Annotated in this window: 18 protein-coding genes; 5 read left to right on the top strand and 13 right to left on the bottom strand. The window is 42.8% G+C overall.

Features of this window, described 5'->3' with window-relative positions:
- Positions 1-83: 83 nt before the first annotated feature.
- Positions 84-701 (top strand): TetR/AcrR family transcriptional regulator, encoded by a 618-nt coding sequence (locus GLV98_RS16425; protein WP_160917159.1) that lies wholly within the window; start codon positions 84-86, stop codon positions 699-701.
- A gap of 51 nt (positions 702-752) precedes the next feature.
- Here GLV98_RS16425 and GLV98_RS16420 read toward each other — a convergent pair whose 3' ends face one another.
- The 8 genes from GLV98_RS16420 to GLV98_RS16385 form a co-directional block, all read right to left on the bottom strand.
- Positions 753-2,174: a dihydrolipoyl dehydrogenase family protein gene (locus GLV98_RS16420; RefSeq protein ID WP_160917158.1), complete on the bottom strand. Its 1,422-nt coding sequence runs from the start codon at positions 2,172-2,174 to the stop codon at positions 753-755.
- A complete protein-coding gene (locus GLV98_RS16415) occupies positions 2,164-2,565 on the bottom strand; it encodes a DUF1499 domain-containing protein (RefSeq protein ID WP_160917157.1) in 402 nt (133 codons plus the stop codon). The genes GLV98_RS16420 and GLV98_RS16415 overlap by 11 nt, the downstream gene beginning before the upstream one ends.
- Before the next feature lie 71 nt (positions 2,566-2,636).
- Positions 2,637-3,851: an anti-sigma-I factor RsgI family protein gene (locus GLV98_RS16410; protein WP_160917156.1), complete on the bottom strand. Its 1,215-nt coding sequence runs from the start codon at positions 3,849-3,851 to the stop codon at positions 2,637-2,639.
- Positions 3,848-4,585 carry an RNA polymerase sigma factor SigI gene (gene sigI, locus GLV98_RS16405; RefSeq protein WP_160917155.1) on the bottom strand — a complete coding sequence of 246 codons (738 nt, stop codon included), beginning with the start codon at positions 4,583-4,585 and terminating at the stop codon, positions 3,848-3,850. The genes GLV98_RS16410 and sigI overlap by 4 nt, the downstream gene beginning before the upstream one ends.
- Positions 4,586-4,952: 367 nt before the next feature.
- Positions 4,953-5,786, bottom strand: coding sequence for a S1C family serine protease (locus GLV98_RS16400; protein ID WP_160917154.1), 834 nt, complete (start codon positions 5,784-5,786; stop codon positions 4,953-4,955).
- Between the two features lie 32 nt (positions 5,787-5,818).
- On the bottom strand, positions 5,819-7,846 hold the full coding sequence (locus GLV98_RS16395; protein ID WP_160917153.1) for an ABC transporter ATP-binding protein: 2,028 nt from the start codon (positions 7,844-7,846) through the stop codon (positions 5,819-5,821).
- Positions 7,843-9,591, bottom strand: coding sequence for an ABC transporter ATP-binding protein (locus tag GLV98_RS16390; protein ID WP_160917152.1), 1,749 nt, complete (start codon positions 9,589-9,591; stop codon positions 7,843-7,845). Before GLV98_RS16390 ends, GLV98_RS16395 begins: the two co-directional genes overlap by 4 nt.
- A gap of 856 nt (positions 9,592-10,447) precedes the next feature.
- The gene (locus GLV98_RS16385) at positions 10,448-11,467 is read right to left on the bottom strand and encodes a TIGR00341 family protein (protein WP_160917151.1); all 1,020 of its coding nucleotides are present in this window, start codon (positions 11,465-11,467) and stop codon (positions 10,448-10,450) included.
- Positions 11,468-11,596: 129 nt separating this feature from the next.
- Between GLV98_RS16385 and GLV98_RS16380 the strand changes: the two genes are divergently transcribed.
- Genes GLV98_RS16380 through GLV98_RS16370 form a run of 3 tightly spaced genes read left to right on the top strand, consistent with a single transcriptional unit; the run spans position 11,597 to position 15,308 of the window.
- The gene (locus GLV98_RS16380; RefSeq protein WP_160917150.1) at positions 11,597-13,078 is read left to right on the top strand and encodes a spore germination protein; all 1,482 of its coding nucleotides are present in this window, start codon (positions 11,597-11,599) and stop codon (positions 13,076-13,078) included.
- Entirely contained in the window at positions 13,075-14,181 is a 1,107-nt protein-coding gene (locus GLV98_RS16375) for a GerAB/ArcD/ProY family transporter (RefSeq protein WP_160917149.1), read from the top strand. Before GLV98_RS16380 ends, GLV98_RS16375 begins: the two co-directional genes overlap by 4 nt.
- Entirely contained in the window at positions 14,178-15,308 is a 1,131-nt protein-coding gene (locus GLV98_RS16370; protein WP_160917148.1) for a Ger(x)C family spore germination protein, read from the top strand. The genes GLV98_RS16375 and GLV98_RS16370 overlap by 4 nt, the downstream gene beginning before the upstream one ends.
- 120 nt (positions 15,309-15,428) lie before the next feature.
- On the opposite strand, the gene helD is transcribed toward GLV98_RS16370, so the two are convergent.
- The 4 genes from helD to GLV98_RS16350 all read right to left on the bottom strand — a co-directional run bounded on the left by helD (position 15,429) and on the right by GLV98_RS16350 (position 20,013).
- Complete coding sequence (gene helD, locus GLV98_RS16365) at positions 15,429-17,711, bottom strand: RNA polymerase recycling motor HelD (protein WP_337193767.1); 2,283 nt, start codon at positions 17,709-17,711, stop codon at positions 15,429-15,431.
- 246 nt (positions 17,712-17,957) lie between these two features.
- Positions 17,958-18,311: a hypothetical protein gene (locus GLV98_RS16360; protein ID WP_160917147.1), complete on the bottom strand. Its 354-nt coding sequence runs from the start codon at positions 18,309-18,311 to the stop codon at positions 17,958-17,960.
- Between the two features lie 5 nt (positions 18,312-18,316).
- Positions 18,317-18,739, bottom strand: a complete 423-nt coding sequence (locus GLV98_RS16355) for an ATP-binding protein (protein ID WP_160917146.1) — start codon at positions 18,737-18,739, stop codon at positions 18,317-18,319.
- 197 nt (positions 18,740-18,936) lie between these two features.
- Positions 18,937-20,013, bottom strand: a complete 1,077-nt coding sequence (locus GLV98_RS16350) for an undecaprenyldiphospho-muramoylpentapeptide beta-N-acetylglucosaminyltransferase (protein WP_160917145.1) — start codon at positions 20,011-20,013, stop codon at positions 18,937-18,939.
- 110 nt (positions 20,014-20,123) lie between these two features.
- Between GLV98_RS16350 and GLV98_RS16345 the strand changes: the two genes are divergently transcribed.
- Positions 20,124-21,485: an MATE family efflux transporter gene (locus GLV98_RS16345; protein ID WP_160917144.1), complete on the top strand. Its 1,362-nt coding sequence runs from the start codon at positions 20,124-20,126 to the stop codon at positions 21,483-21,485.
- 629 nt (positions 21,486-22,114) lie between these two features.
- Here GLV98_RS16345 and GLV98_RS16340 read toward each other — a convergent pair.
- The gene (locus tag GLV98_RS16340) at positions 22,115-23,539 is read right to left on the bottom strand and encodes an aldehyde dehydrogenase family protein (RefSeq protein ID WP_160917143.1); all 1,425 of its coding nucleotides are present in this window, start codon (positions 23,537-23,539) and stop codon (positions 22,115-22,117) included.
- Positions 23,540-23,602: the final 63 nt, after the last annotated feature.

Raw genomic sequence — 23,602 nt, 5'->3', positions numbered from 1 at the left:
AGTATGGGGTGTTCAGAAATGAAATGTATGAATTGAATCGGTTCATAACTTCGTGTATGATGGTGTAAGAAGAGGTGTAGACAATGAACGGATTTGAAAGACGGAAAGAACGGAAAAAGCAAAATATCTTGAACGCCTCCCTCAAGTTATTCTCCGAATATGGGGTGCAGAAAGTCAGCATCCAGGAAATTGCAAAAAAAGCACAAGTTTCTCAAGTCACCATTTATAATTATTTTGGCGGCAAAGATGAACTCCTATTCGAGACGGTCAAAAAATTCATTTACGAACGATTGGACCGTTTTCGTGACGTCGTCCACAATGACGATATGGACTTTAAAAATAAGATTCGCTTTGTGATTCAAGATAAAAAAGAAAACATCCTCCATATGGACCCTGGATTTCTTCAAACGGTGATGAGGGACCAACCTGAGTTACAGGAACTGATTCAGACCTTCACAGAAAAAGATGCGGTTCCTTTACTGATGGAACTCGTGGAACAAGGAAAAGCCCAAGGGTACGTTCACCCAGATATCTCTTTCCGCTCCATCATGTTTTATATAGAAATGTATTACCAGGCGATGCGTTCGAAGGAGGATTTCTTCGATCATTCTTTGCCGGAATTAAGTGAGGAGATTACCCATATGTTTTTCTATGGACTGATGGGTAATCAGGATGAGCATTTACACAAAGACAAAGAATAGCCATGAAAAATGCGTAGAGATTATTTCTCTACGCATTTTTTTACCCTTTGTTTATCTCCATTTTCTCACATACCAACGAATAAGATCGTTCCATTTACTTCCGAACAGTTTCTCTCTCCAATACTGGTCTGCGGTTTGAGAGACGACATTGTTTTTCGCAGGATAAGGGTGTACAACATTCGAGATGCTTTGAAACTTCTTATTGAGTGCCTGCACGGTCCCAACTTCCTGCATCCATTCTCCAGCCCCTTCTCCAATAGCATGGGCTCCTACAATTTTCCCTCGGTTCGTTGTCAAAACTTTTACAAGCCCCTCTTTTTTCCGTTCCGCCATAAAACGATCGTTGTCAGCTAATTTTGTTTTGAAGGTTAACAAGTCCTCCCCATACTTCTCATGAGCTTCTTCTTCGGTCAAACCAAGGTGATAAATCTCAGGGCTTGTGTAGAGAACCCATGGAATCTTTTCATAGGAAGCTTTTCTGGAAAGGCCCAGAACTGCGTTAGATACAGCGATTTTCCCTTCCATTCCTGCGACATGCGTGAAAGGCATCGAGCCATTACAGTCTCCGACAGCATAAATATGTTTCTTATTGGTTCTTAAAGTCGCATCCACCTGGATGGAACCTTTTTCACTCCTAATACCTGCCTTGTCCAGCCCAAGCTTTCCGATGTTCGCTTTCCTTCCAGCCGCCACAAGGATCGTATCCGTAGTAATGCTATTTGAAGACCCATCTTTCGTATAGTGGATATGAATCTGATCCCCGTTTTTCTCCACGCGTTCTGCCTTTGTATTCGTTAAAATATTCAACTCTTCCGATAACAAACGTTTGGACAGATTTGCAATTTCCTTATCCTCTTTGGATAAAATTTGTTCACTGCCCTCCATTACTGTCACATCCACACCTAAACGACTCATGGCCTGAGACAATTCCACTCCAATAACCCCTCCACCAATAACCACCATAGAAGAAGGCTTTTTATTCAGTGAGAAAATGGTTTCATTTGTTAAGTAATCCACTTGATCCAAACCATCGATCGGAGGGATAGCAGGGGAAGATCCAGTGGCTATGACAAAGCGTTTGGCTGTAATTGTCTGTTCCCCTACTTGCAATGTATGTTCATCTAAAAATGTCCCTTCTGCTTCATAAATATCAATACCAAGATTGATAAAGCGCTCCTTTGAATCATGTTCTTGGACGTCTCGTAAAGCATCTGCCACCCGTTCCATCGCTGATTCAAAAAAACTCCTGTAATCATCTTCCGTCCATTCAGCGTATTTGGAGGCCTCTTTCACCTCTTTAGCCGCTTGAATCAACGCCTTCGAAGGCATGCATCCATAATGAAGACAATCCCCACCAAGTTCGGTTTTTCGTTCAATAAGAGCTACTTTCGCTCCAAAACTCGCAGCACCTGCTGCTACCGTTAAGCCTCCTGAACCGCCACCTATGACAGCAATTTGATAATCAAACGTCATGGGATTCTCTCCTCATCGACTCATAATGTTCGGAAATGGCTTGCATTCGTTTTTTATTGACTCCAAAGTCGGAATATCCCATTCTTGAAGCAGACCTGAAATGCACAACCTCTTCCTTCTGGTCAAGATAAAACTCGACATCGTCCTTGAATTTCATCCACTTCGATTCGACCACGGCATGAATATAATTTTCGTTTTCTGTTTCAACCGTTGTCCTCGGTCTCTCATTTAAAATCTCTTTAATCAAGGACTTTGTAGTCTCCAAATCCTTGGAAAAGAGCAGGGACTCCATTTTCTTATCTTCTTGATCTGTTTGAGTACTGACACAGTTTGGAGACTTCGGGCAGTCAGAGAGTCTCCCATTCTTAACACCTATATAAGGTTTACTCATCATTACTCCTCCTTTTCTACACGATACCCTTATACTCACTGAATCTTCAACAAAAAAGCACTCCTAACTGTCTAGGAGTGCTTTCCATTTGAAGAATTTCCATTACCGCGAGGAGGTTTCTCTTTTCCGTTCGACCCTTTCCCTTTGTTTTGGTCATCCTTCTTATGTTGGGAACCAGAATGCTTGTTCTTCTGTTTCTTATTTTCTTTCTCTTTGGATTTAGAAGAAGGTGGTTCAGATTTCCCCTGTTGTTTACCGTTCGCTTTCTTATCTTCTTTTCGTACCTGTTCATTTACTTCATGTTTTTTCTTAGTATCTTTCTTTTCTATGTGCTTTTTCTTGTTGCTTTTCTTTTCTATGTGTTTTTCCCCTTGCTCAGCCTTTTTTTTCTGCTGACCAGGAGCTTGGGCTTTCCCTTTGGAACGTGCTGCTTCGGGTTCCCGATTTTTTAAATCCTGCTTTTCAGGCTTTACATTAACGGCAGGAGGGACCACTGGTTTCACATCAGAATCAAGCCATTCCTCTTGTTCTTTTTCAGATGAATCTTCTTTATAAAAGGATTGAATAATTTCTCGGTCATCATCTTCAACATGAACAGGTAGTTCTGATTCTCCTGTTTGGTCCATTTCTTCATTCTTTATTCTGTCTGCAACCATTTCATTGACCGACGCCTTTTGATCAATGGCTTCTCTCCTTAGATCCTTCGGAACCATGAAGGTAGCAATGCTTATATTCTCAGCTTTTTCCATGAGAAACGTTTCAATCTCTTCGGTGTAATTCTGAGCCGCTTCTTCTTTTAAATAACTGATACCAATGAGGACCTGATTCGCATCATTGACATACCCATTTTCTTGACTTAATTCGATTAACTCAAAGGTTATTTCCGAGGCATCTTTCTTTTTCCAATCCTTCAATGAAGAAACAATTTCTTCAGCTTCCTCATTTTGAGGGATCATATCTATGACTTGCATCTTATCATTCAATTCAAGTTCAACACTAGGATTTATATCAATATTCATATAAGCAAACGCTTGGTTGCTTCCATACCAGGAAAAGACAGGAAACACCATCAGTAGAAAAATAATGGCTACCATCGCTGCACGCATATGGTGATTACGCAAAAGCTGAGTCCATTGATACAGGACTTTACGCTCATCGGCTGTCCTAAATTGGACTTCCATCCCAATATCTGCATGGTCTATCTTCTCAGCTCGATGAAATTTGCCATCACTGGTCATGACAATCATATATTCATTCTGCTGTTCCATGACAATACCTTTTTTCACATACCCACCCCTTTCAGATAATCCTTTAGATATACGTAATCCCCGTTCAGGATGAGAACTAATGCAATGATGAATTTCCGGTTTCGTTCTAACGTTTTCTTACTAACATCGACACGATCGACCAAGTCTTTGATAGGTAATCGCCCTTTGTCAATGACTTGCGAACATAAATATTCATCTTCATAAACGAGCCTAGCTACCTGAACAGCAGATTCTCTAGCATCTCTATGTTTAGGAGATGCATCAATCAGCTCATCAAAGGATAGCTTATACTTTTGCAGCTGGGCCTGAAATTCCAGAATTTCCTCTTTACGATGCCAAGCTTCTGTTTCCAATTGAAACTTTTCCTTGGCCGCTGAAATTTCTACAGGATTTTCCATTTGTTCTTCATCATGGAAATCCTCATCAAGCGAAGTGACTTGCACACGTTTCTGCTCATTACGAATGTAATCAATCACTTTCCGCTTGATTACAAGTCTTGCAAAAGAAAGGAATGAACTTCCTTTATCACAAGAATACGATTGGATGGCCTCATTGAATGCAAGCAAACCGATACTGAACTCATCATCTTTTTTAGGGTCTATATATCTTTTACAAACTTCAGAAACACTTTTGGCGATGAAAGGTTGATACTGTTTCAGCATTTCATTACGTGCATCATCATCTCCCTGTTTGGCTGAAGCTACTTGTTCATCCAGGGAGGGATCTGCTTTTTGAAAAAGACGTTTGATCAACCTTTATCACCTCCAGCCTATTAATGTTTTCGATAATGGCTTTTATTTTTTGGGTGTCTTTTTTAAGATTATTTCAATTATGTTACAAAATCGTATCAACCAATATTTCTGAAGTTTGCAATAAACAGGTCAGGTAAAAAGGTATTGTCCTTGACCATGACCATTTTACTGAACAACGCCTGGTCGGTCTACTTCATTGGGGTTACATTTTATTAAATAACCATTTCAAAAAATAAGACCTAAGACTCTTCCGTGGTATACAAGAGGCTATAATTAATGATAAAGGTTATTTTTTAGGTAAAATTACTCACAAGAGTGATTCATCGCGCCCCATTTGATAGTAGGGAGAGAAAAACAAAAAGGAAACCTAAGGGAGGTTTCCTTTTTCAGTCTGTTCATAATAATAATCTATAGGTACCGCGAGGCCGACCCGTCCCTCTTCATCGTCATGGAGAGTGGCGAAAACCACACCAATCACTTTTCCTTGATCATTGATGACCGGGCTTCCTGAGTTACCACGGTAGATCGGGGCATCTAGCATGAGAACTTGTTGGTCCCAATCAGACAACTGTTTATAGCCAATTACATTTCCCTCATTAGCAATCCCTGTAAACTTGAGCGGATTCCCGATGAAGTACACATGTTCACGCGCATCAAAAACCGCTTCATCCGCTAGTTCTAAATGAGGGAGGTTTTCTCCTTCCACATCAAGAACAGCAAGGTCGACTTCAGGATAAGAGGCTACTACTTCCGCCCCGAAGAGCCCATCATCCGGAAACCCAACAGAAATTCTTTTTTCATCTTCTATGACATGATGGTTCGTAAGGATATAACCATCTTCGGTAAAAGCAAATCCGGTTCCTTTGCTTTGTCCAGCCTCCACCACTACGACGGACTCCTTATAAGTCTGCACCTTTTCATTTGTTGAAAGTTTTGCAGAAGTGGTAAGGAAATCAATCGCTGGAATAGAAAATGTATTTGGAAGGACGGCGACGATATTCAACACCATCATAAAAGCAATCAACCAAAATATCCACTTAGGGAAAGGACGTTTCTCTTTTTGCTGTTCTTTCTCCATCCTTTCCCGTTCATATGCTTTTCTCTTCTCTTCCTGAACGAGTTCATACAATTCTTCGTCATCTATTTCTTCATACAGGTCATCATCGATGATGTCTTTCTTTTCGTATTCTTGCTCATGCATGAAACCTGCCTCCATGTCAGCAGTTTTGAGACCTATACCGCTTCTATACCTACAGCGCCCTGCTGCATCTGGTACATACGATAGTACTCACCCTTGCTATGAATCAATTGCTGGTGGGTCCCTTGTTCCATTATTGTACCATGATTCAGGACAAAAATTTGGTCCGCTTGTTGAATGGTTGACAGTCGATGAGCAATTACTAAAGTTGTTCTTCCTTCCTTCAGTACTTCCAATGCTTTTTGTATCAGTTGTTCTGTTTCTGTATCAATGTTAGCTGTCGCTTCATCCAAAATTAGTATAGCAGGATCAAAGGCTAACGCGCGGGCAAATGAAATCAGCTGTCTTTCTCCCATTGACAAGGTATCGCCTTTTTCATGAACTGGTTCATCATATTTTCCGGGTAATTTTTCCACAAAGTGATCAGCTCCGACAGCTTTCAATGCTTGTATAGCCATTTCCCGGGAAATACGCTGATCATTCATGGTCACATTCGACAAAATCGTCCCACTAAAGATAAAAGGATCTTGAAGGACAATGCCCATGTGGCTGCGAACTTGTTGTCTGGACCACTCGCTGGTTTTCTTTCCATTAATCCGGATTGTCCCCTGCTGTGGGTCATAAAAGCGGAATAACAGATTCATAATGGAGCTCTTTCCTGAACCCGTATGACCAACGAAGGCGGCAGTCTCTCCAGAATTCACCTTGAATGATAGATCCTTGAGCACCTCATTCCCCTTTTCGTAGGCAAACGTCACTTGGTCAAAATGAATATTCCCCTTATAACGTTCAATGGGTGTATCATCGACAGGCTCTCCACCTTCATTTAAGATTTCAAAGACACGTCCCGCCGCTACACGGGCTTCTTCGAGCTGCGGCAATTGGTTGACAAGATCTGTTACCGGCTGGAAGAGTCTATTTAAATAATCAACGAATGCATAAAGAACGCCGGCCGTAACGATGCCTTCCGGACCAATGGAACCTGCTCCGAAGTACCAGATGAATGCTACGAAAGCCAGATTTCTCAGTACATTCACTAGATTAAATGATGTTAAAGCATTTAACCTGATCAATTTCCTCTGATAGGTGAAGTGACGGGCATTCAGGCTTTCAAAATCTGCTGACGTTTGTTTTTCCTGCCGAAAGGATTGGATGATTGACATTCCTTGTATCGCTTCATTAATATTCCCGTTCATGTCACTGACAGTGGAACGCACAACTTCGTTATACCTTCCCGCATACCCTTTGAACAGCTTCATCCAAACAAGCAAAATCGGAATTAATAATAAGCTCAACAAAGCTAGCTTCCAATCCAATAACAGCAAGGCAATATAAATACCACCCATATAAAAGAAACTCGTCACGAATGTCGCTAACACTTTTACATACAACTCACGGATCGACTCTGTATCATTCGTCACGCGAGCGACCACCTTCCCTGCCGGCTGATCGACAAAGAATTGCATCGGCAGTGTCTGTATGTGTGCGAAGAGGTCATCTCTCATCCTTCTTATAATCCTGTTTGAAGACTTTTGCAACAAGAAAGTATGCGAAAATTGAAACACTGATGCGATGAGCAATAACCCTACGTACAAACTTAGGAGCCAGTAAATGGACTTCATCTCAGGCAGGAAAAAGCGATACAATTCCTGAAGCTCCAATTTATCAGCACCTACTGCATACGTTTGATCTGACGTTTCAATCGTCAAAACTCCGTTCTCCCATTGACGACTTCCCGCAACGGGAACTTGTTCTTCCGTGATGTAATAGTTTCGACCAACTTGTAAAATCGTACGCGTCTGAAGAATTTCATCCGACTCTTTTTTTCGATCGGAGCGTATATAGATATCCCCTCTGTACGTAACCGTATGTTCATCCTTGGTCTCGACCTGATGCCATTGATTTTCTATTCCAATGATATGCTGATCAATTAGCCTTTTGGCAATGAATGGACCGGTGAGTTCTAAAGCGACGGCGATGATTAAACAAACCAAACCAATGAATATTCGTTTACGAAACAACCATGCATACTGAAACAGTTGTCTTTCGGTCGATTTTTTCATGGTCCCACCTCCCCGTTTTCCAACTGTTGATGCTCATACTGCTGTTGATACCACCCGTGATTATGAACCAATTCATCGTGCGTCCCCTTTTCGACAACTCTTCCATCGTCGAGGACTAGGATTTGATCTGCATGGGTTACGGCTGAAAGTCGGTGAGCGGCAATGAACGTCGTCTTTCCTTGCCGTTCTCTTCTCAAGTGTTGTAGAATTTCAGCTTCCGTTTTCCCATCCACGGCTGACATGGCATCATCCAGTAATAGAATTTCTGGATCCATGATGAAGGCTCGAGCGATGGAAACCCTTTGTTTTTGTCCACCCGAGAGCGTAACACCACTTTCCCCGACCTTTGTGTCCAGACCTTTAGGTAGGTGTTGAATATCATTTGCAAAATGAGCAAGTTCCAACACGCGGTTAATTTCCTGGTCGGATGCACCAGGTTTACCAAATTGAATATTTTCTCTGATGGTCTTTGAGAACAGCACCTGATCCTGTGGCACATATCCGATCCAGGCTCTTGTCTGATCAAGACTAAGGTCCTCTAAAGGAACACCATTCATCTCCAGACGTCCCGAAGCCCCTGGATATTCGCGAAGAAGCTGACGGAACAACGTAGTTTTCCCTGCTCCTGTTTTCCCAACAACCCCAATGGTCTCCCCTTGCTGCACTGTTAAATGAATGTCTTCCAGACTTTTCTTATCTGCCTCTGGATAAATGAAGGAAAGCCCTTTGAACACAATCCGCTTCGGTTCTTCTATGAAAGCAGGTGACTGAGGGTCCTTCACGTCCGGTTCATAATCAAGCGTAGACTGTACACGATCTAAGGAGGCATTCCCACGTTGTAAAACATTAATCAGTTCTCCAACGGCGAACATCGGCCAAATCAACATCCCTAAATACACATTGAAGGAAACCATTTCTCCTAAAGTGATTTGATTTTGAAACACGAGGTTCGCTCCATACCCTAATCCGATGGTATAAGAAAGACCAACCAGTATTTTTATCGTTGGTTCAAATAACGCATCAATCTTCGCTACTTCTATGTTCTTATCGTAAACATCCGTAGTCATCTTGTTGAATGACTTTTCATCATTTTTTTCTTGCACAAAAGCCCGAATGACACGAACACCTCGAATGGACTCAAGGACTTGATTGTTCATTTCTCCGAAAGATTCCTGTGCTTCTGTAAAACGCTTATGAATCACTTTGCCGTAACGGTTCATGACAAGAGCCATAATCGGCAAAGGAATCAATGCCGCAAAGGTCAAAGGCCAGCTGATCGTAAAACCCATCACAGCAATAATCATCATCATGAACACGGTCGAATCGACCAGGGTAAGGATACCGAAACCCGCTGTCATCGTCAGAGCTTTCAGATCATTCGTAGCTCTAGCCATAAGGTCCCCTGTTCGGTTCTTTCCAAAGAAAGTCGGACTCATCCTCAGAAAATGATTCATCAAACGTGACCTCATCGTTTTCTCCATCATCATCGCACCACTAAAAAGCGTATAATCCCACAAATAGGAAATGGTATAACTCGCGATGATAATGACCCCATAAAGGAGTAACAATTCCATTAGGCGTTCTCTCGTAAAGGAATTGAACTGTATTTCATCAATCGCTATTCCCACAAGTTTCGGAGGGATCAGATCAATCATACTGACAACGATTAAAGCAATAATCGCTAATGTGTAACGCTTCCAATAAATTTTAAAAAACCAACGCAGCTTAAACAATACACTAAACATTATTTATCACCCTCTCTTCCAAACAGTCGCTAACCGCTTTCTTTCCAATCTTCGTTCCATTCTTTCTTTTCCATGTAGTGAACCATTTTAACTCCTCCTCTAACATTCATTGATTTATATAAAAATCGGTCCTGTAACCGATTTCTATCCAAACAAAAAAAGACATACGTCCTTTGACGTATGCTTTCACACATAAAAAAAGGCACGTACCTACGTGACCTTGTTCCTTCTATACGTTTTTTATAAAGTCAGATAAACAAGCGGCTTTCAGTCACGATCGATATGAAGTTGTCTTTATATTGAAGACGTTGCTTTTTCATCATCGTGACCTCCTTTTTGTATCAATGATTATACATTATATATTTTTCTGAATTTTAAATCAACCATTATTTTCAAATCATGTTTATTAAGCAATATGGCAGGATTGTTAAAAACTCAGTTTCGAGATGCTTCCGGGGTTCGTTGCCGTGTTGGGCGTCGGGGATGGGAAAGCCACTCCATTCGATCAGTGTAAAAAACGAACCCCCCTATACATAGAAGGAGCGACTTCCAACCTCCTTGTCCAGTAGTCATAATGCGCGCTGTAACAGCATTTCAATGGGAGGCCGCAGATTCGTAACATCTCCACAGATATTGGAAGCTCTGCTATTTGTAAAAGTGGATTCGAGATACTGATATGGCAAATGGGCGGAGGAGAATGGCGAGACTCCTGCGGGAAAATAGTGCATGGTGAGACCCCATAGGACGCAGTCCGAGGAGGCTCACCGCGCTCCCGCGGAAAGCGAGCCATTCCCCGCAGCCCCAATCCACTCAACAAAAGTCTCGAAACTGAGTCTTAGAGAATAGGGAGCGATCGTTAGATAAGGTTCTGACCTTCCAGGATGACGAGGGCTAGGATGAGGACGATAATAATAACGAATACGATGGAAAGCGGGCGGGAAACGTTCGCTCTTTGGACCTCCTCCCAGCGAACGGGACGTATTCCGCTGAGCGAAAAGATCGATACGGCAGCCAGAAGGATGGACATGATGTTTACCGTCACTAATAAGAATGCACCATACGCTGCAGTCATCGATCCATCTCCGATCGACATCCCCATAGCGACAGACGGTGGAAGCAATGCTACAGCTACCATCACACCAACCAAGTTCCCAGATAAACGGTTTAAAAATGCAAGTGCTCCAGCTGCTCCAGAAGCAACCCCCAACGGAATATCAATCAAAGTAACCTTCGTTCTATCCAAGTATTGAGCGTTTTCCATCCCGACATCCGTGAAATAACCGAAGGCTATAGAAATAAACAATACAATCGCTACACCATATAAAGAACTAACAGCTGATTGTCCAAGCCCTTTATAATCACCAAGAATAGCAAAAAAAGCAACGGAGATCACCGGACCAATCATCGGTGCAATGACCATAGCCCCGATGACAACCGCTTCACTATCTTTAATAATCCCGACAGTGGCTACAATGGCTGATAATAAGATAAGTAAGGAATAATTCATTGTAATATGACTACTTTTTTCAGCGGCATTCATCAATTCATGCCGACTCGCTCGAAGCAGGCGGGACTTCTCCTCCTCGTCCTCTTCCTTCTCCTCTTTTTCTTTGGTTTCTTCATGAATAGTTTCCTTAGAGAGATAGGTTTGCACCGGTATTAACAAGGTCTCAAATCCTTCAACTACATTGGAAACTCCCTCTAAATAGTTGAGGATTTCCTCCACCTCACTCTTTTGGACGAGGATCCGTACAAGCATACGTTCTTCAGATTCACTGGAAACCCAATACGAGCGATGATCATATTTTTTTAACTTTTCATCGATGGATTCGAAGTGTTGGTCAGGTATATACACTTCAATCAATTGTAAGTTCATGCGTTTCACCTCTCTTCTACTATTCTGTACAAAAGCTGAAGAACCATGGATTTATCGAACCGTCTTCATAATGTCTCCTATTTTTCACATACTAATTCTACTTAGAGAAGAAGAGAAAGGGGGTTCTGTATGTCTCTCCTACTACCGATGAAGAAGGAAGAATTTCTGTCGTCATCCAAAGATTTGCTTAATCAAAGCCCGGACCTCGTCCAAAAAGTGTTTAACCATGAGGGGCGGCTCATTATTGTCCAATTCATTCATTATCAAGTAAACAAAGACCAACTAGAAGATGAAATCTTAGAAGTCATCACAAAATCCACTAGTCCTTGGACAAATGATGAGTTTATGAATAAAATCCCTATGGCTTCGACGAAACAAGAGAACAAGATGGATTCAATCATTGAGCAGATGATTCATGGAAGTGTCTGTATTTATCTTGAAGGTGAAAAGGAAGCGACACTTTTCGCTCTGCCTCAGCAAGAGCATCGTTCCTTAAACCAAGCAGAGACAGAATCGCTGGTCTTCGGTCCTCAGGTTTCATTCACTGAATCTCTCATGACGAACCTGAATGTCATACGCTGGCGTTTAGATACACCAGATCTTGTTACGGAAAAACTGATTGTCGGCGAGCGGATTAAGTCGGAAATCCGAATCGTGTACTTGAAATCCCTTGCCAATACAGAAAATGTAGATACCATGAGGCAGCGGATTAGTGATTTACAAGTCTCTGAAGTAGAAGACACGAGCGTCCTAGGGCAATTAATTGAAGACTCATCAAGTACCGTTTTCCCACAGCTGATTTTCACAGAACTGCCAGATCGCTTTTGCAATGCCATTTCTAAAGGGCGCGTAGGGGTAATGGTAGATAAAAGCCCGACCATGTTGATTGGCCCGATGAACCTCTTCAGTTTTTTCGAGTCGACGGAAGATTTGTATATGCGCTGGAATATGGGAAGTTTCATAAGGTTGCTTCGTTTCATTTCTATGGCTTTGTCCATCATTTTGACACCGATGTATGTTGCTGCGCTGACGTTTCACTATGAAATCATTCCAAGTACTCTCCTTGTATCCTTAGGTCAATCCAGGTCGACGGTTCCCTTCCCTCCCGTATTAGAAGCCCTTTTATTGGAAATATTGATTGAATTGCTGCGCGAAGCAGGAGCCCGCTTACCTACGAAGGTCGGGCAGACCATGGGTATCGTTGGAGGGATCGTCCTCGGTCAGGCTGCTGTAGAAGCTGGATTCACAAGTAACATTCTTATCATTATTATTGCTCTTAGTGCCCTGGCTTCCTTCACTGCCCCTAGTTATTTAATGGGTACAGCGATCCGGATCATCCGCTTCCCCATGATTCTTCTAGCAGGTGCCTGGGGGATCATTGGCATTGTTTTCGCTCTATCTTTTCTGGTCATCCACTTATTAAAGCAGAAATCATTGGGACGTCCATACTTGTCCCCCATTTACCCGTTGCAGTGGAGTGACTTCAATGAATCCATATTCCGAGTACCTTTTCAAAAAAATGCAAAACGGTCTAAAGCCCTTATGACCAAAGACGAATCCAGATATAGTGAATCAAAAGCGACTGAACGAAATGATGTGGATCGACTATGAAGACCAATATCCCCTTCCACCCTGATCGTGCTGTCCAATCTTTCTACCTTTTCTTTATCATTCACACCTCTCAAATCGGTGCTGGGTTAATGGGTGTGCCCAGAATTCTTGTCCTTGAAGCAGGGGTAGATGCCTGGATTTCCGTTTTAGTCGCGGGCCTTTACCTTCATTTTATTATTTTCATCATGCTTCAAATATTGAAGTCTTATGAAAATGCGGACATCCTTGGGATCCAACAAGATTTGTTCGGCATATGGATCGGAAAAGCGCTTGGCACCGTGTATGTCCTCTATATTTTCATGCTCTTGTTGACGGTAATTAAAAATTACATTGAAGTTGTTCAAGTGTTTGTCTTTCCAGAGATGCCGATCTGGCTTATGGCTCTCTTTTTACTCTCACTCATGGTTTATAGTATTTTAGGCGGGTTCAGGGTGGTCGTAGGTACGAGCGTCATTTTTTTCTTCCTTACCATCTGGCTTGTCTTTACGATCTATAAACCGATTACCTATATGGATTGGGAACACTTCTTACCAGTCTTTCAAACACCGGCTCCTGATTTACTTAAGGGCGTGCAGCAAGTCACCTTTTCCGTACTTGGACTTGAGATCCTCTTCTTTGTTTATCCGTTTATCCAGGACAAAAAAAGAGCGGCGTTACCTGCACACGCGGGTGTATTCTTTACAACTTTCCTTATCCTGTTAGTCACGGTTGTTTCTATCGGTTATTTCAGCCCTGATCAATTGAAGGCGACCGTATGGGCCACTTTATCCTTGTTTAAAATCATTAGTTTTTCCGTTTTAGAACGGTTTGATTTTATTGCAGTAGCGTTATGGATGATGGTCATCATCCCGAATATCGTCTTATTTGGGTGGATGATTGTCCATTCCTTGAAGCGACTGTTTAATGTTCCTAAGAAACCCACGCTATATGGGTTGGCGTTCCTTTTATTCATCACTTCAATAACGGCTGAAAAAAGGGTCGCCTTGAACGAGCTGACCAATTGGACGGGGCAAATCGGGTTTTGGATTGTTTTTGTCTATCCACTGTTCATTTACATGATGGTTCTATTAAAAAAATCATTGAAAAAGAGGAATGCTTCATGAAATGGTCCTCCATTTTGATTATCGTTTTCATACTCGCCGGTTGTATCCCGAAGTCTTATATCGAAACATTAGGAATCATTACAGCGGTCGGGTATGATTTGACTGAAGACCAACGCATACGAGGCACTCTTGTCATGTACCAGTTCGATACGGCTGAAGCGAGCACCTCACAAGTCGTTACAGGAGAAGCAGATACATCAAAAGGAATCCGGTTTGCTACAAGCCGGCTTACCAGTCATCAGCTTGTATCCGGTCAAGTGAGACTTGAAATATTCGAAAAAGAGTTGGCCAAACGAGGAATGATGAAGTATATGGACACACTTCAAAGGGATGCGGCCATATCAGATATGGGTTATTTAGCTACAAGTGAGGTCCCATCAGAAGAACTGCTGAAGTCTGGAAATGACGAAGATCGTCCCAATACAGGGAATTATATTCAGGAGCTGATAGAAAAAAGCATTAAAGAAGAAGCACTCCCTAATGCTGTTCTGACAAGCTTCCTGCACGACTATTACGATGTCGGCAAAGATCCCGTTCTTCCATCTCTTACCCTTGAAGATGATAAAGCAGTGATCAATGGGATCAGTTTATTTCAGGATGATCGTTACGTTCATACCACTTCCCATGAAAATACGTTCTACATTATGTTGATGAAACAAGAGTTCGATCACGGGCAATTTCAAGTCCAACTGGCAGATGATGCTTTAGAGAAGTATCACAAGAAGGAAAGCATCGACAAACCAGGTGAAGGGGCCCTGCATGTATCAATTCATGAACTCAAAACAAAGCATGACATTCATCCATCTAAAGGAGATCCGACAAACCAATCACTCACAATTAAGATGGAAGGTCGTTTGTTGGAAATCACGCAGGACATCGACTTGAAAAGTAAAGAAGCTGTCGAAGCTTTGGAAAAGCAAATTGAAAAAGAAGTCAAACAACACCTTCAAGAAACATTGCAAATCCTCATCGAACACCAGGTTGACCCGGTGGGATTCGGCGCTAAGTATAACACCCAAAACAGAACCAATCGGGTGACCAAAGTGAATTGGCGCGAACAAATTCCAAGTCTTCAAGTTGATTTTGATGTATCGTTTAAACTCCTCCGCTATGGCATTTCAGAATAAAGACAAAAAACCCTTGGGAATAAAGGTACTCCTTTTCTTCCCAAGGGTTTCCATCATTATACAGTCCTTCAGACCGTCATGGTGGGCATGAATCGCTACCCGCTCCTTTCTCAAAAGCCCTTAATAAGTCCAAAGTCCATCCTTGGCTGTTAAGAGAAAATCCTCAGGCTGCCTGCCGATCATATATAGACGATGGAGAGGTCTTGTCATAGCTACATAAAGCATTTTCAAATCCAGTTCATTTTTCTCATAAGAATGTTCATTGCAATAGAGAAAAACGACATCAAACTCCAGGCCTTTAGCGAGGTATGCCGGTAAAATGACACGATCCCCTAACACATCCGCATTCTCTTCCATAATCTCGAAAGAAGGAAGTTCATGAGCCAGCTGCTCCGCCTCTTGTTTTGTTTTCGTAACGAAAGCGAAATTGTTCATCCCTTTTTGAACTAAATCTTGAATCAACTGATGGATGTTCTTTTTCCCATGGTCATCCCTATAAAGAAAAGTAGGCACATCCCCATGGCGGACAACAGGTTCCGCTTTCGGAAGTGCATCTGGCATATCGTCTAAAAGGCTATTGGCTAAGTTCATGATTTCAATGGTCGTCCGGTATGTCTTTTGCAAAGTGAGGTAGTTCGCTGTTGGGAAGATTTCGTTTTGCAGGGTTTCCCAATCCTCCAACCCTCTGTAATGATAGATGCCTTGAGCCAAGTCTCCTACGATGGTGAACAAATCCGTTTGAAAAGCCTTCCTCAAACTGAAAATTTCCATAAAACTATAATCCTGCGCTTCGTCAATGACCACTTTCTTTGCACGGTCCTCAGGGTCTAACCCTGTGATAAAAGTCTTCAAATACAAAAGAGGAGCCAAATCCTCCGCACAAAGCTTCCCGCTTGCGTGAACTTCTCTTGTATTCTTTCTCATTTGTTCCCAATCATATGAATCTTCTGCATGAACCGGTGAAAAGGCTCCCTCCTCAAAGAGCTGCTGATAAATTGTCCATACATCCACTCTCGGGTACTTCTTCATGTAACGATTCACCGCTATCCTGGATGCTTTTTTTATTTCGTCCAATCTTTCCTCTTTCCTTGTGATCAAGAAGCTGACGCGGATTTTCCGTTTTTCCGCATCCTTCATCCCATAAAGCGCATCATCCAGGGCTTCATCATATTTAGCGGCCATTTTGTCCAATATTTGCTTCTTTTTTCTTCTTAATTCACTTTGTAATACGGCTTTTATTTTTTGGACGCGCACTTCGTAAGGAAAATAGCTGTATTCCTCAAAAAACAGACGATTGATGGCTTTAGCACTTTTGATCTTGAATCCTGCGAGCGTAAAATCACCCGCTACCTCGTAAGACTTTTTCCATTTTTGCAGATAGCGATCCAGAATTGCCTTGAAGGATTTCGATCCTTTTATCCGTGCACTCTGAATGGAACTGTGATCCGTAGATTTTTCCACCACATTCATGAGCACCTCATGCTGAGAGATGACAGGCAAGTGAATACCTGTAGCTTGTTGTACAAAATCGGTAAACGTTGTTTGTCTCGCTCGATCCACCCCAAGTTCCGGCAAAACTTCAGATATGTACTGAATAAACAAGCGGTTGGGGGCAAGAATAAGCATTTCTTCCGGATGGAAGATTTCTTTCATCGTGTACAGAAAATAGGAAATCCGATGAAGAGCAATCGTTGTTTTCCCACTCCCCGCGGCGCCTTGCACGATAATCGGCTTTCGTAAGTCTGCACGGATGATTGTGTTCTGTTCTTCTTGAATCGTTGATACAATTTCAGTTAAACGCTTCTCTGCGTTTTGAGCTAATGAATCCTGAAGCAATTCATCCTTGGTCGTAAGATCGATATCCCGGTAATCCAACAGTTCTCCATCTTCGATCTGATACTGTCTTTTTAAAGAAACATCCCCATCATATCTTTCTCCAAGAGCTTCATAACTCACTTCTCCCAGACGGCCTTCATAATAAACATTCGCTAGTGGGGAGCGCCAATCCAAAATGATAGGAAACTGAGTTTCGCGGTCAAATAAAGACGTCTTACCAATATAAAAAATTTCTCGATCGGGCTTTTCTTTTTGGTGAAAATCAATGCGGGCAAAGTATGGTTTGTTTCGTAGATGTTTGAGGTTCTCCAGCTGTTCTTTTGACATTTTCATGAAATTCGCGTGAGAAAGCATTTCTTGATATCTCAGACTGCTGTCCTTGAAGCTAAGGTTCTCAAGGGTGTCTTCCTGGCGCTTCTTCAGTGATTCCTGACCTGTTTCCTGTGAGGTGATCAGTCTGTCCATGTAAGTTTTCGTAAATGATAGCCGGTCTAGTTCTTTATCAAATTCCGGATGCCGTTCCGTCATTTGAGCCATTCCTCCTTCTTTTCGTTCTGCAAGGTTCACAGAACTTCTTCCTAATGGAATGACGCGTTGAGCGCTGGCCCTTCATGCAGTTTTTCAAAGCAACGAATAAATAAGATACCACAACCACGTTGGAAGCGCAAACATTATTTGAAACATCTCACACACGCTCCCTTTTGTTGAAGATTTTGATTCGATTAGTGAAAAGAAAATGAAAAGCAGTTTAGTTTAAGTGTGCGCTTTTGTTTTGCGCTTACACCTAAACTAAACTGCTATCGAAAGGGCATCCTATGGTCTGTTTTTGTTTTCCACATATTTCGGCAGATGCATCTCGAATATGAAGAAAGAAAGAATACGTAAAAGAACAGGATATAAGGCCAGGAATCCTACCAAATCCCCGATCCCTCCAAGAAGATCGGTAAAAAGAAGAACAATCGCCAGAACAAGCATAAGTAAAACCGTCACAAGCCCTACTCTGCCATTGATAGGTGTCCAGGCTCCTGCGATTGTTTTCGTATCCTGTTCTAACAATTCAAAGCAACGGTAGTGATAAGGACGTATTCTGAACCAGTTGGATGCTGTGACAAGCTCATCACGGTCCTGAATTTTTTTGAAACAATACCGACAGATGTTTGTGTTCACGAAATCTACTCCTGATTGAGATATTTTTTCATTAGCAAACACTCGTTGCCCTTTTCATTATATCGCAAAATATCCATAACTCTAAGCATTAACGTAATTCCACGCCCACTTTCCTCCAAGTCTTCCACACTTGGGAACCAGTGCTTCACATCACTTGTCACCTGGTAAGGCCTCCAATCAAATCCGTCTCCATGATCATAGACCCTGACGAGTAATCGTGAATGAAGAAAGTGAATTTTTAACAAGACGGGGTAATCCGTCTGCTCATGATGGCCATGCACCCATGCGTTCCATACGGCTTCGGTGATGGATGCGTCTACAAGAAGTTGGTCGTTCCCGTAGTATTTGGCCAGATATGGTGAATATTTCCGCCGGACATCTCTTAGTTCTCTCGGATGTCTGATATTGGCTTCTATAGATGCCTTCATCATTCAGCCTCTCCTCTTCTAAGTTGATGATATAGAATCATCTTTCTTAGTAAATGGATTTGTTCACTTTCCTATTCCCTTTATCCTAAGCACTTAAAAGGGGGAGGGGTAAATTTTTCATAAAAATGGAAAACGATGAGGCTACATTTAAGTTGGGCTAGTGAGCCATCGCCCTCGCCTAAGAGCAAGAAGATCCCTCACTTTCTTCTTTCATGACTTTGTATGATATCCATCACTTTTTCTTTGGTCCGTTCACTTTGATAGCTTTGCATCGATTCAAGAATCTGGTCATGTTTGTGAATGAGTTGACGAAGATCTTTTAATAATGTTTCATTTGTAAGCTCTTCTTCTTCTCTTTTCATTGCATATCCCTGCTTAACGAAAGAGTCTGCGTTCAAGATCTGGTCTCCGCGACTTGCTTTTCTTGATAATGGAATGAGAAGCATGGGTTTTTTCAAAGCCAAGAATTCAAAGATCGCATTTGATCCTGCTCTCGAGACGATATAATCTGTGGCAGCAAACAAATCCTTCAGCTCATCCTGGACATATTCGAACTGGGCATATCCACGCTTGTTGATGGACGTGTCTTTGTGCCCGTGTCCACAAATGTGCACGATTTGGACTTCCTGCAGCAATTCATCTAAATTGTCACGAATGGCATCATTGATTCTTTTCGACCCTGTACTCCCCCCCATCACCATCACTACAGGTTTCTGTTTGTGGAATTCACACAAGGCTAAGCCTTTAGAGCGGTCTCCTTCAAACAGTTCTTCCCGGACAACGGCTCCGATATATTCGCCCTTTCCTTCCGGCAGGTGTTTCATTGTTTCTGGAAAAGTGGCCAAGATTTTTTTTGCAAAAGGGAAGGAGAGTTTATTGGCCAGACCTGGCGTATAATCCGATTCATGAATGACTGTCGGAACGCTCTTCAGGCGCGCAGCCATGACGACTGGCACGGAGACAAATCCTCCTTTTGAAAAAATGACTTGTGGTTTCCGTTTTTGAATGATGCGGAGAGATTGTGCTAATCCTTTCAGCACCTTAAAAGGATCCTTGAAGTTTTCCTTGGACATATACCTTCTCAGCTTCCCTGTGGAGATGGCATGGTAGGTGACGCCATCTAAAGGCTCGATCAATTTTCTTTCAATCCCACTGTAGGATCCGATGTAATCGACAGTATATCCTTGTTTCTGGAATTCTGGAATAAGCGCAAGGTTCACGATGACGTGTCCAGCTGTTCCTCCACCTGTAAATAAAATTCGTTTCTGACTCATATGTTAATCAACGTCCTTTCAGAGGGCTTCTTAAGTAAGTCTGGATGTGTTACTATGCTATAATCCTCATATTCCTCTAAAGAGAATTGTACCAGAAAAGAGTGTGGCCTATGTATGAAACAAAAACTTTAAAAGAAAAAATCAAGTTGTTCGGCGTCATCCTCATTCCTATCCTGATCACACAAATCGGGATGTACCTCATGAATTTTTTCGATACGATTATGGCTGGTCAATCCGGTCCTGATCAACTGGCAGGAGTAGCGATAGGGTCAAGTATCTGGATGCCTGTATTCACAGGACTGAATGGCATCCTCATGGCTATTTCCCCAATTGTTGCCCAACTAAAAGGCGCAAAGAAAGAAAATGAAATTTCTTATTCCGTTAAACAGGGGATTTATTTATCCATCGTCTTAGCAGGGGGGATAGGGACGGTCGGCTTCTTTTTATTGGATCCTATCTTGTCTTTGCTGGACATCACTCCAGAAGTCCGGCACGTAGCGAAATATTACTTAGTGACACTAGGAATCGGAATCATCCCCTTGTTTGTTTTCAACATCCTTCGGTCATTTGTCGATGCTCTGGGACAAACCAAAGTTTCAATGGCTGTCATCCTGATGACGCTGCCCATCAATGTACTCTTCAATTATATGTTCATCTTCGGTCGATTGGGTGCTCCTGAACTTGGGGGAATCGGAGCGGGAGTAGCTTCTGCTCTTACCTATTGGGTGTCATTAGTCATCCTTGTTACCATCATTCACAAAATACGACCACTAAGAACCTATAAGATTTTCCAATCATGGATTTCTCCCGAATGGAAAGAGTGGTGGGCACAATTAAAAATTGGCCTTCCCATCGGTTTTGCCATCTTTTTTGAAACGAGTATTTTCGCCGCCGTCACATTTTTCATGACGGCTTACGACACGAATACGATCGCCGCCCACCAGGCAGCCATCAATTTTGCCTCCCTTCTCTATATGGTCCCATTGAGTATCGCCTTCGCGCTTACCATTGCCGTTGGGTTCGAAGTTGGGGCAGAAAGACACAAAGATGCGAGAACGTATTCCTATTTAGGAATTGCATCAGCTGTAACGATGAGTGTCTTCGCAGGTCTGATTTTGTTTTTGTTTGATGATACGATCGCAAGACTTTACAGTACAGATCACAGAGTGATTGAATTGACTAAGAATTTTATTATCTATGCCATTTTCTTTCAGCTCTCAGATGGATTCGGCGCGCCTCTGCAGGGGATTCTTCGTGGCTATAAAGATGTGAACATTACGCTTGTCATGGCGTTCATCTCTTATTGGGGCATAGGCTTGCCGAGCGGGTACTGGCTTGCGAACTATACGGCCCTCGGGCCTTATGGATACTGGTTAAGCTTGACAATCGGCTTGACCGCAGGAGCCATCACGCTACTCATCCGTATGGTATACATCCAAAAAAGAAACACCCAAGTCAGTACCACTTCCTAAAACTATTATTAAACAAATTGGCAGGATTGTGGAAGACTCAGTTTCGAGGCTTTCATTGAGTGGATGGGGGCTACGGGGAATAGCTCGCTTTCCGCGGGAGCGCGATGAGCCTCCTCAGGCTGACGCCTTGCGGGGTCTCACCTAGCACTCTTTTCCCGCAGGAGTCTCGCCATTCCCCTCCGCCCCTTTGCTATATAAGAGTCTCGAAACCACTTCCGGAATAAACAGCTATTCAGTTTGATTGGAGTATAAGATTAAAACTCCCATGCCTGGGTACTTGAACTCTCAAAGCTTGATACAGAGCGTTTTATGCTTTTAACAATCCGCATAGCAGAATATAATCCTACTTGGAAAGGGGTTCGTTCCTCTCATACATCGAATGGAGCGGTTGGGAAGCTGCGAGACTCCCGTGGGAGAAGGAGATAGGCGAGATCCCGCAGGACGCAATCCGAGGAAGCTCGGCGCTCCCCCACAGGAAAGCGAGTTGCTTCCCAGCCACCCCTAAACGTTCAACCAGGCAACGAATCCCGGGAAAGATCTCGAAAGTGAGTCTTCAACAATCGGGAGCATATCTTGAATATGAAAAGAAGCGTCCGGTGAAGATGGACGCTTCTTTTGTTTATTGAAAGTTATTGGTTTAAGTTAAGGACGATTAAACGTTCTTCTGTCATGTCCTCGATTGTGTATTTCGGACCCTCTTTGCCCCATCCACTATCTTTCACACCACCATAAGGCATGAGGTCGACACGGTATTGGGAGGAATCATTGACCATTAAGCCTCCAACTTCCACATTCTTGGCTGCATAAAAAGCAGTATCGATATTTTGTGTGAAGATACCACCTTGAAGGCCATATGGGGATTCATTTACTTCTTCAATACAGGATGAAAGGTCAGAAAATGGAATGATGCTCACAACGGGAGCAAATATTTCTTCGCAGACGACTTTCATATCTGGTTTTACATTTGTTAAAACCGTAGGGTGAAATAGAGCGGCTTCACGATTGCCCCCGTGGATGACTTGGGCTCCTGCTGCCTTCGCTTCCTCCACCCACTCTTCGGCACGTTCGGCTTCTTCCTCGCTGATCATCGGACCGACATCGGTATTTGGATCGTTCGGATCCCCTACATTCAACTTTTCAATTGCTTGAATGAACTTGTCCTGAAAATCTTCACGAACACTTTCATGCACATACAATCGTTGGACGGAAATACAAACCTGCCCCGCAAAGGCATAACCTTTAGCGGCTACGTTTTCTGCAGCTGCATCAAGGTCCGCCTCTTTGTCGATGATGACTGGTGAGTTATTTCCAAGCTCCAGGACGAGTTTGTTCAGGCCTGTATTTTGTTTCAACTTCAACCCGACTTCTGCACTGCCTGTAAATGTGTACAGGTTGATTCGCTTATCCTTCATCATTTGATTTCCTACTGTAGATCCAGAACCAACAACCACATTGAGAAAACCTTTCGGGAGTCCTGCTTCTTCGAACAATCCGGCTAATTTCAGCGCAGATATCGGGGTCTTACTTGCAGGCTTCAAAACCACCGCGTTCCCGGCCGCTATTGCGGGGGCGATTTTATGAGCGACAAGGTTAACCGGAAAGTTGAACGGACTGATAGCTCCGACAACTCCGACAGGCACCTTAATGGTAAAAGCCATGCGATTTTCGGACCCAGGTGCTGCTTCTACGGGAACTCCCTCGCCATGAATGCGCTTCGCCTCTTCAGCTGCCAATTCAAAAGTCTGGGCGGCCCGTTCCAATTCGGTTAACGCCTGTTTGATCGGCTTTCCGGCTTCCATCGTTATGACTTTTGCCATGTCCTCTTGGTTCTCTTTTAATAATTCACTCACACGTTTCAATATTTCAAAGCGTTCATAAGGAGACATGGCACGCTTCTTATACGCATGCGTGGCTGCTTCAATGGCTGCATCGACTTCTTTCTCAGAAGCTTTAGCCACTTGTGCAAAGGTTTCCTGTGTGTATTTATTCCATACGTCCAGTTGATCATTGGTGTCTATCCATTCTCCATTAATATAGAGCTTATGACGATCCATGAACCTCTCTCCTTTGAAATAGAATCTACGGCTTTTCCTATTCCCTTATCCACGGTTGGATAA

Origin of the sequence: Halobacillus litoralis (genome assembly GCF_009856415.1) — a bacterium.
GTDB classification, from domain to species: domain Bacteria; phylum Bacillota; class Bacilli; order Bacillales; family Halobacillaceae; genus Halobacillus; species Halobacillus litoralis_C.
The sequence above is the reverse complement of the archived record's forward strand: the minus strand, read 5'-3'. Positions and strand labels throughout refer to the sequence as shown.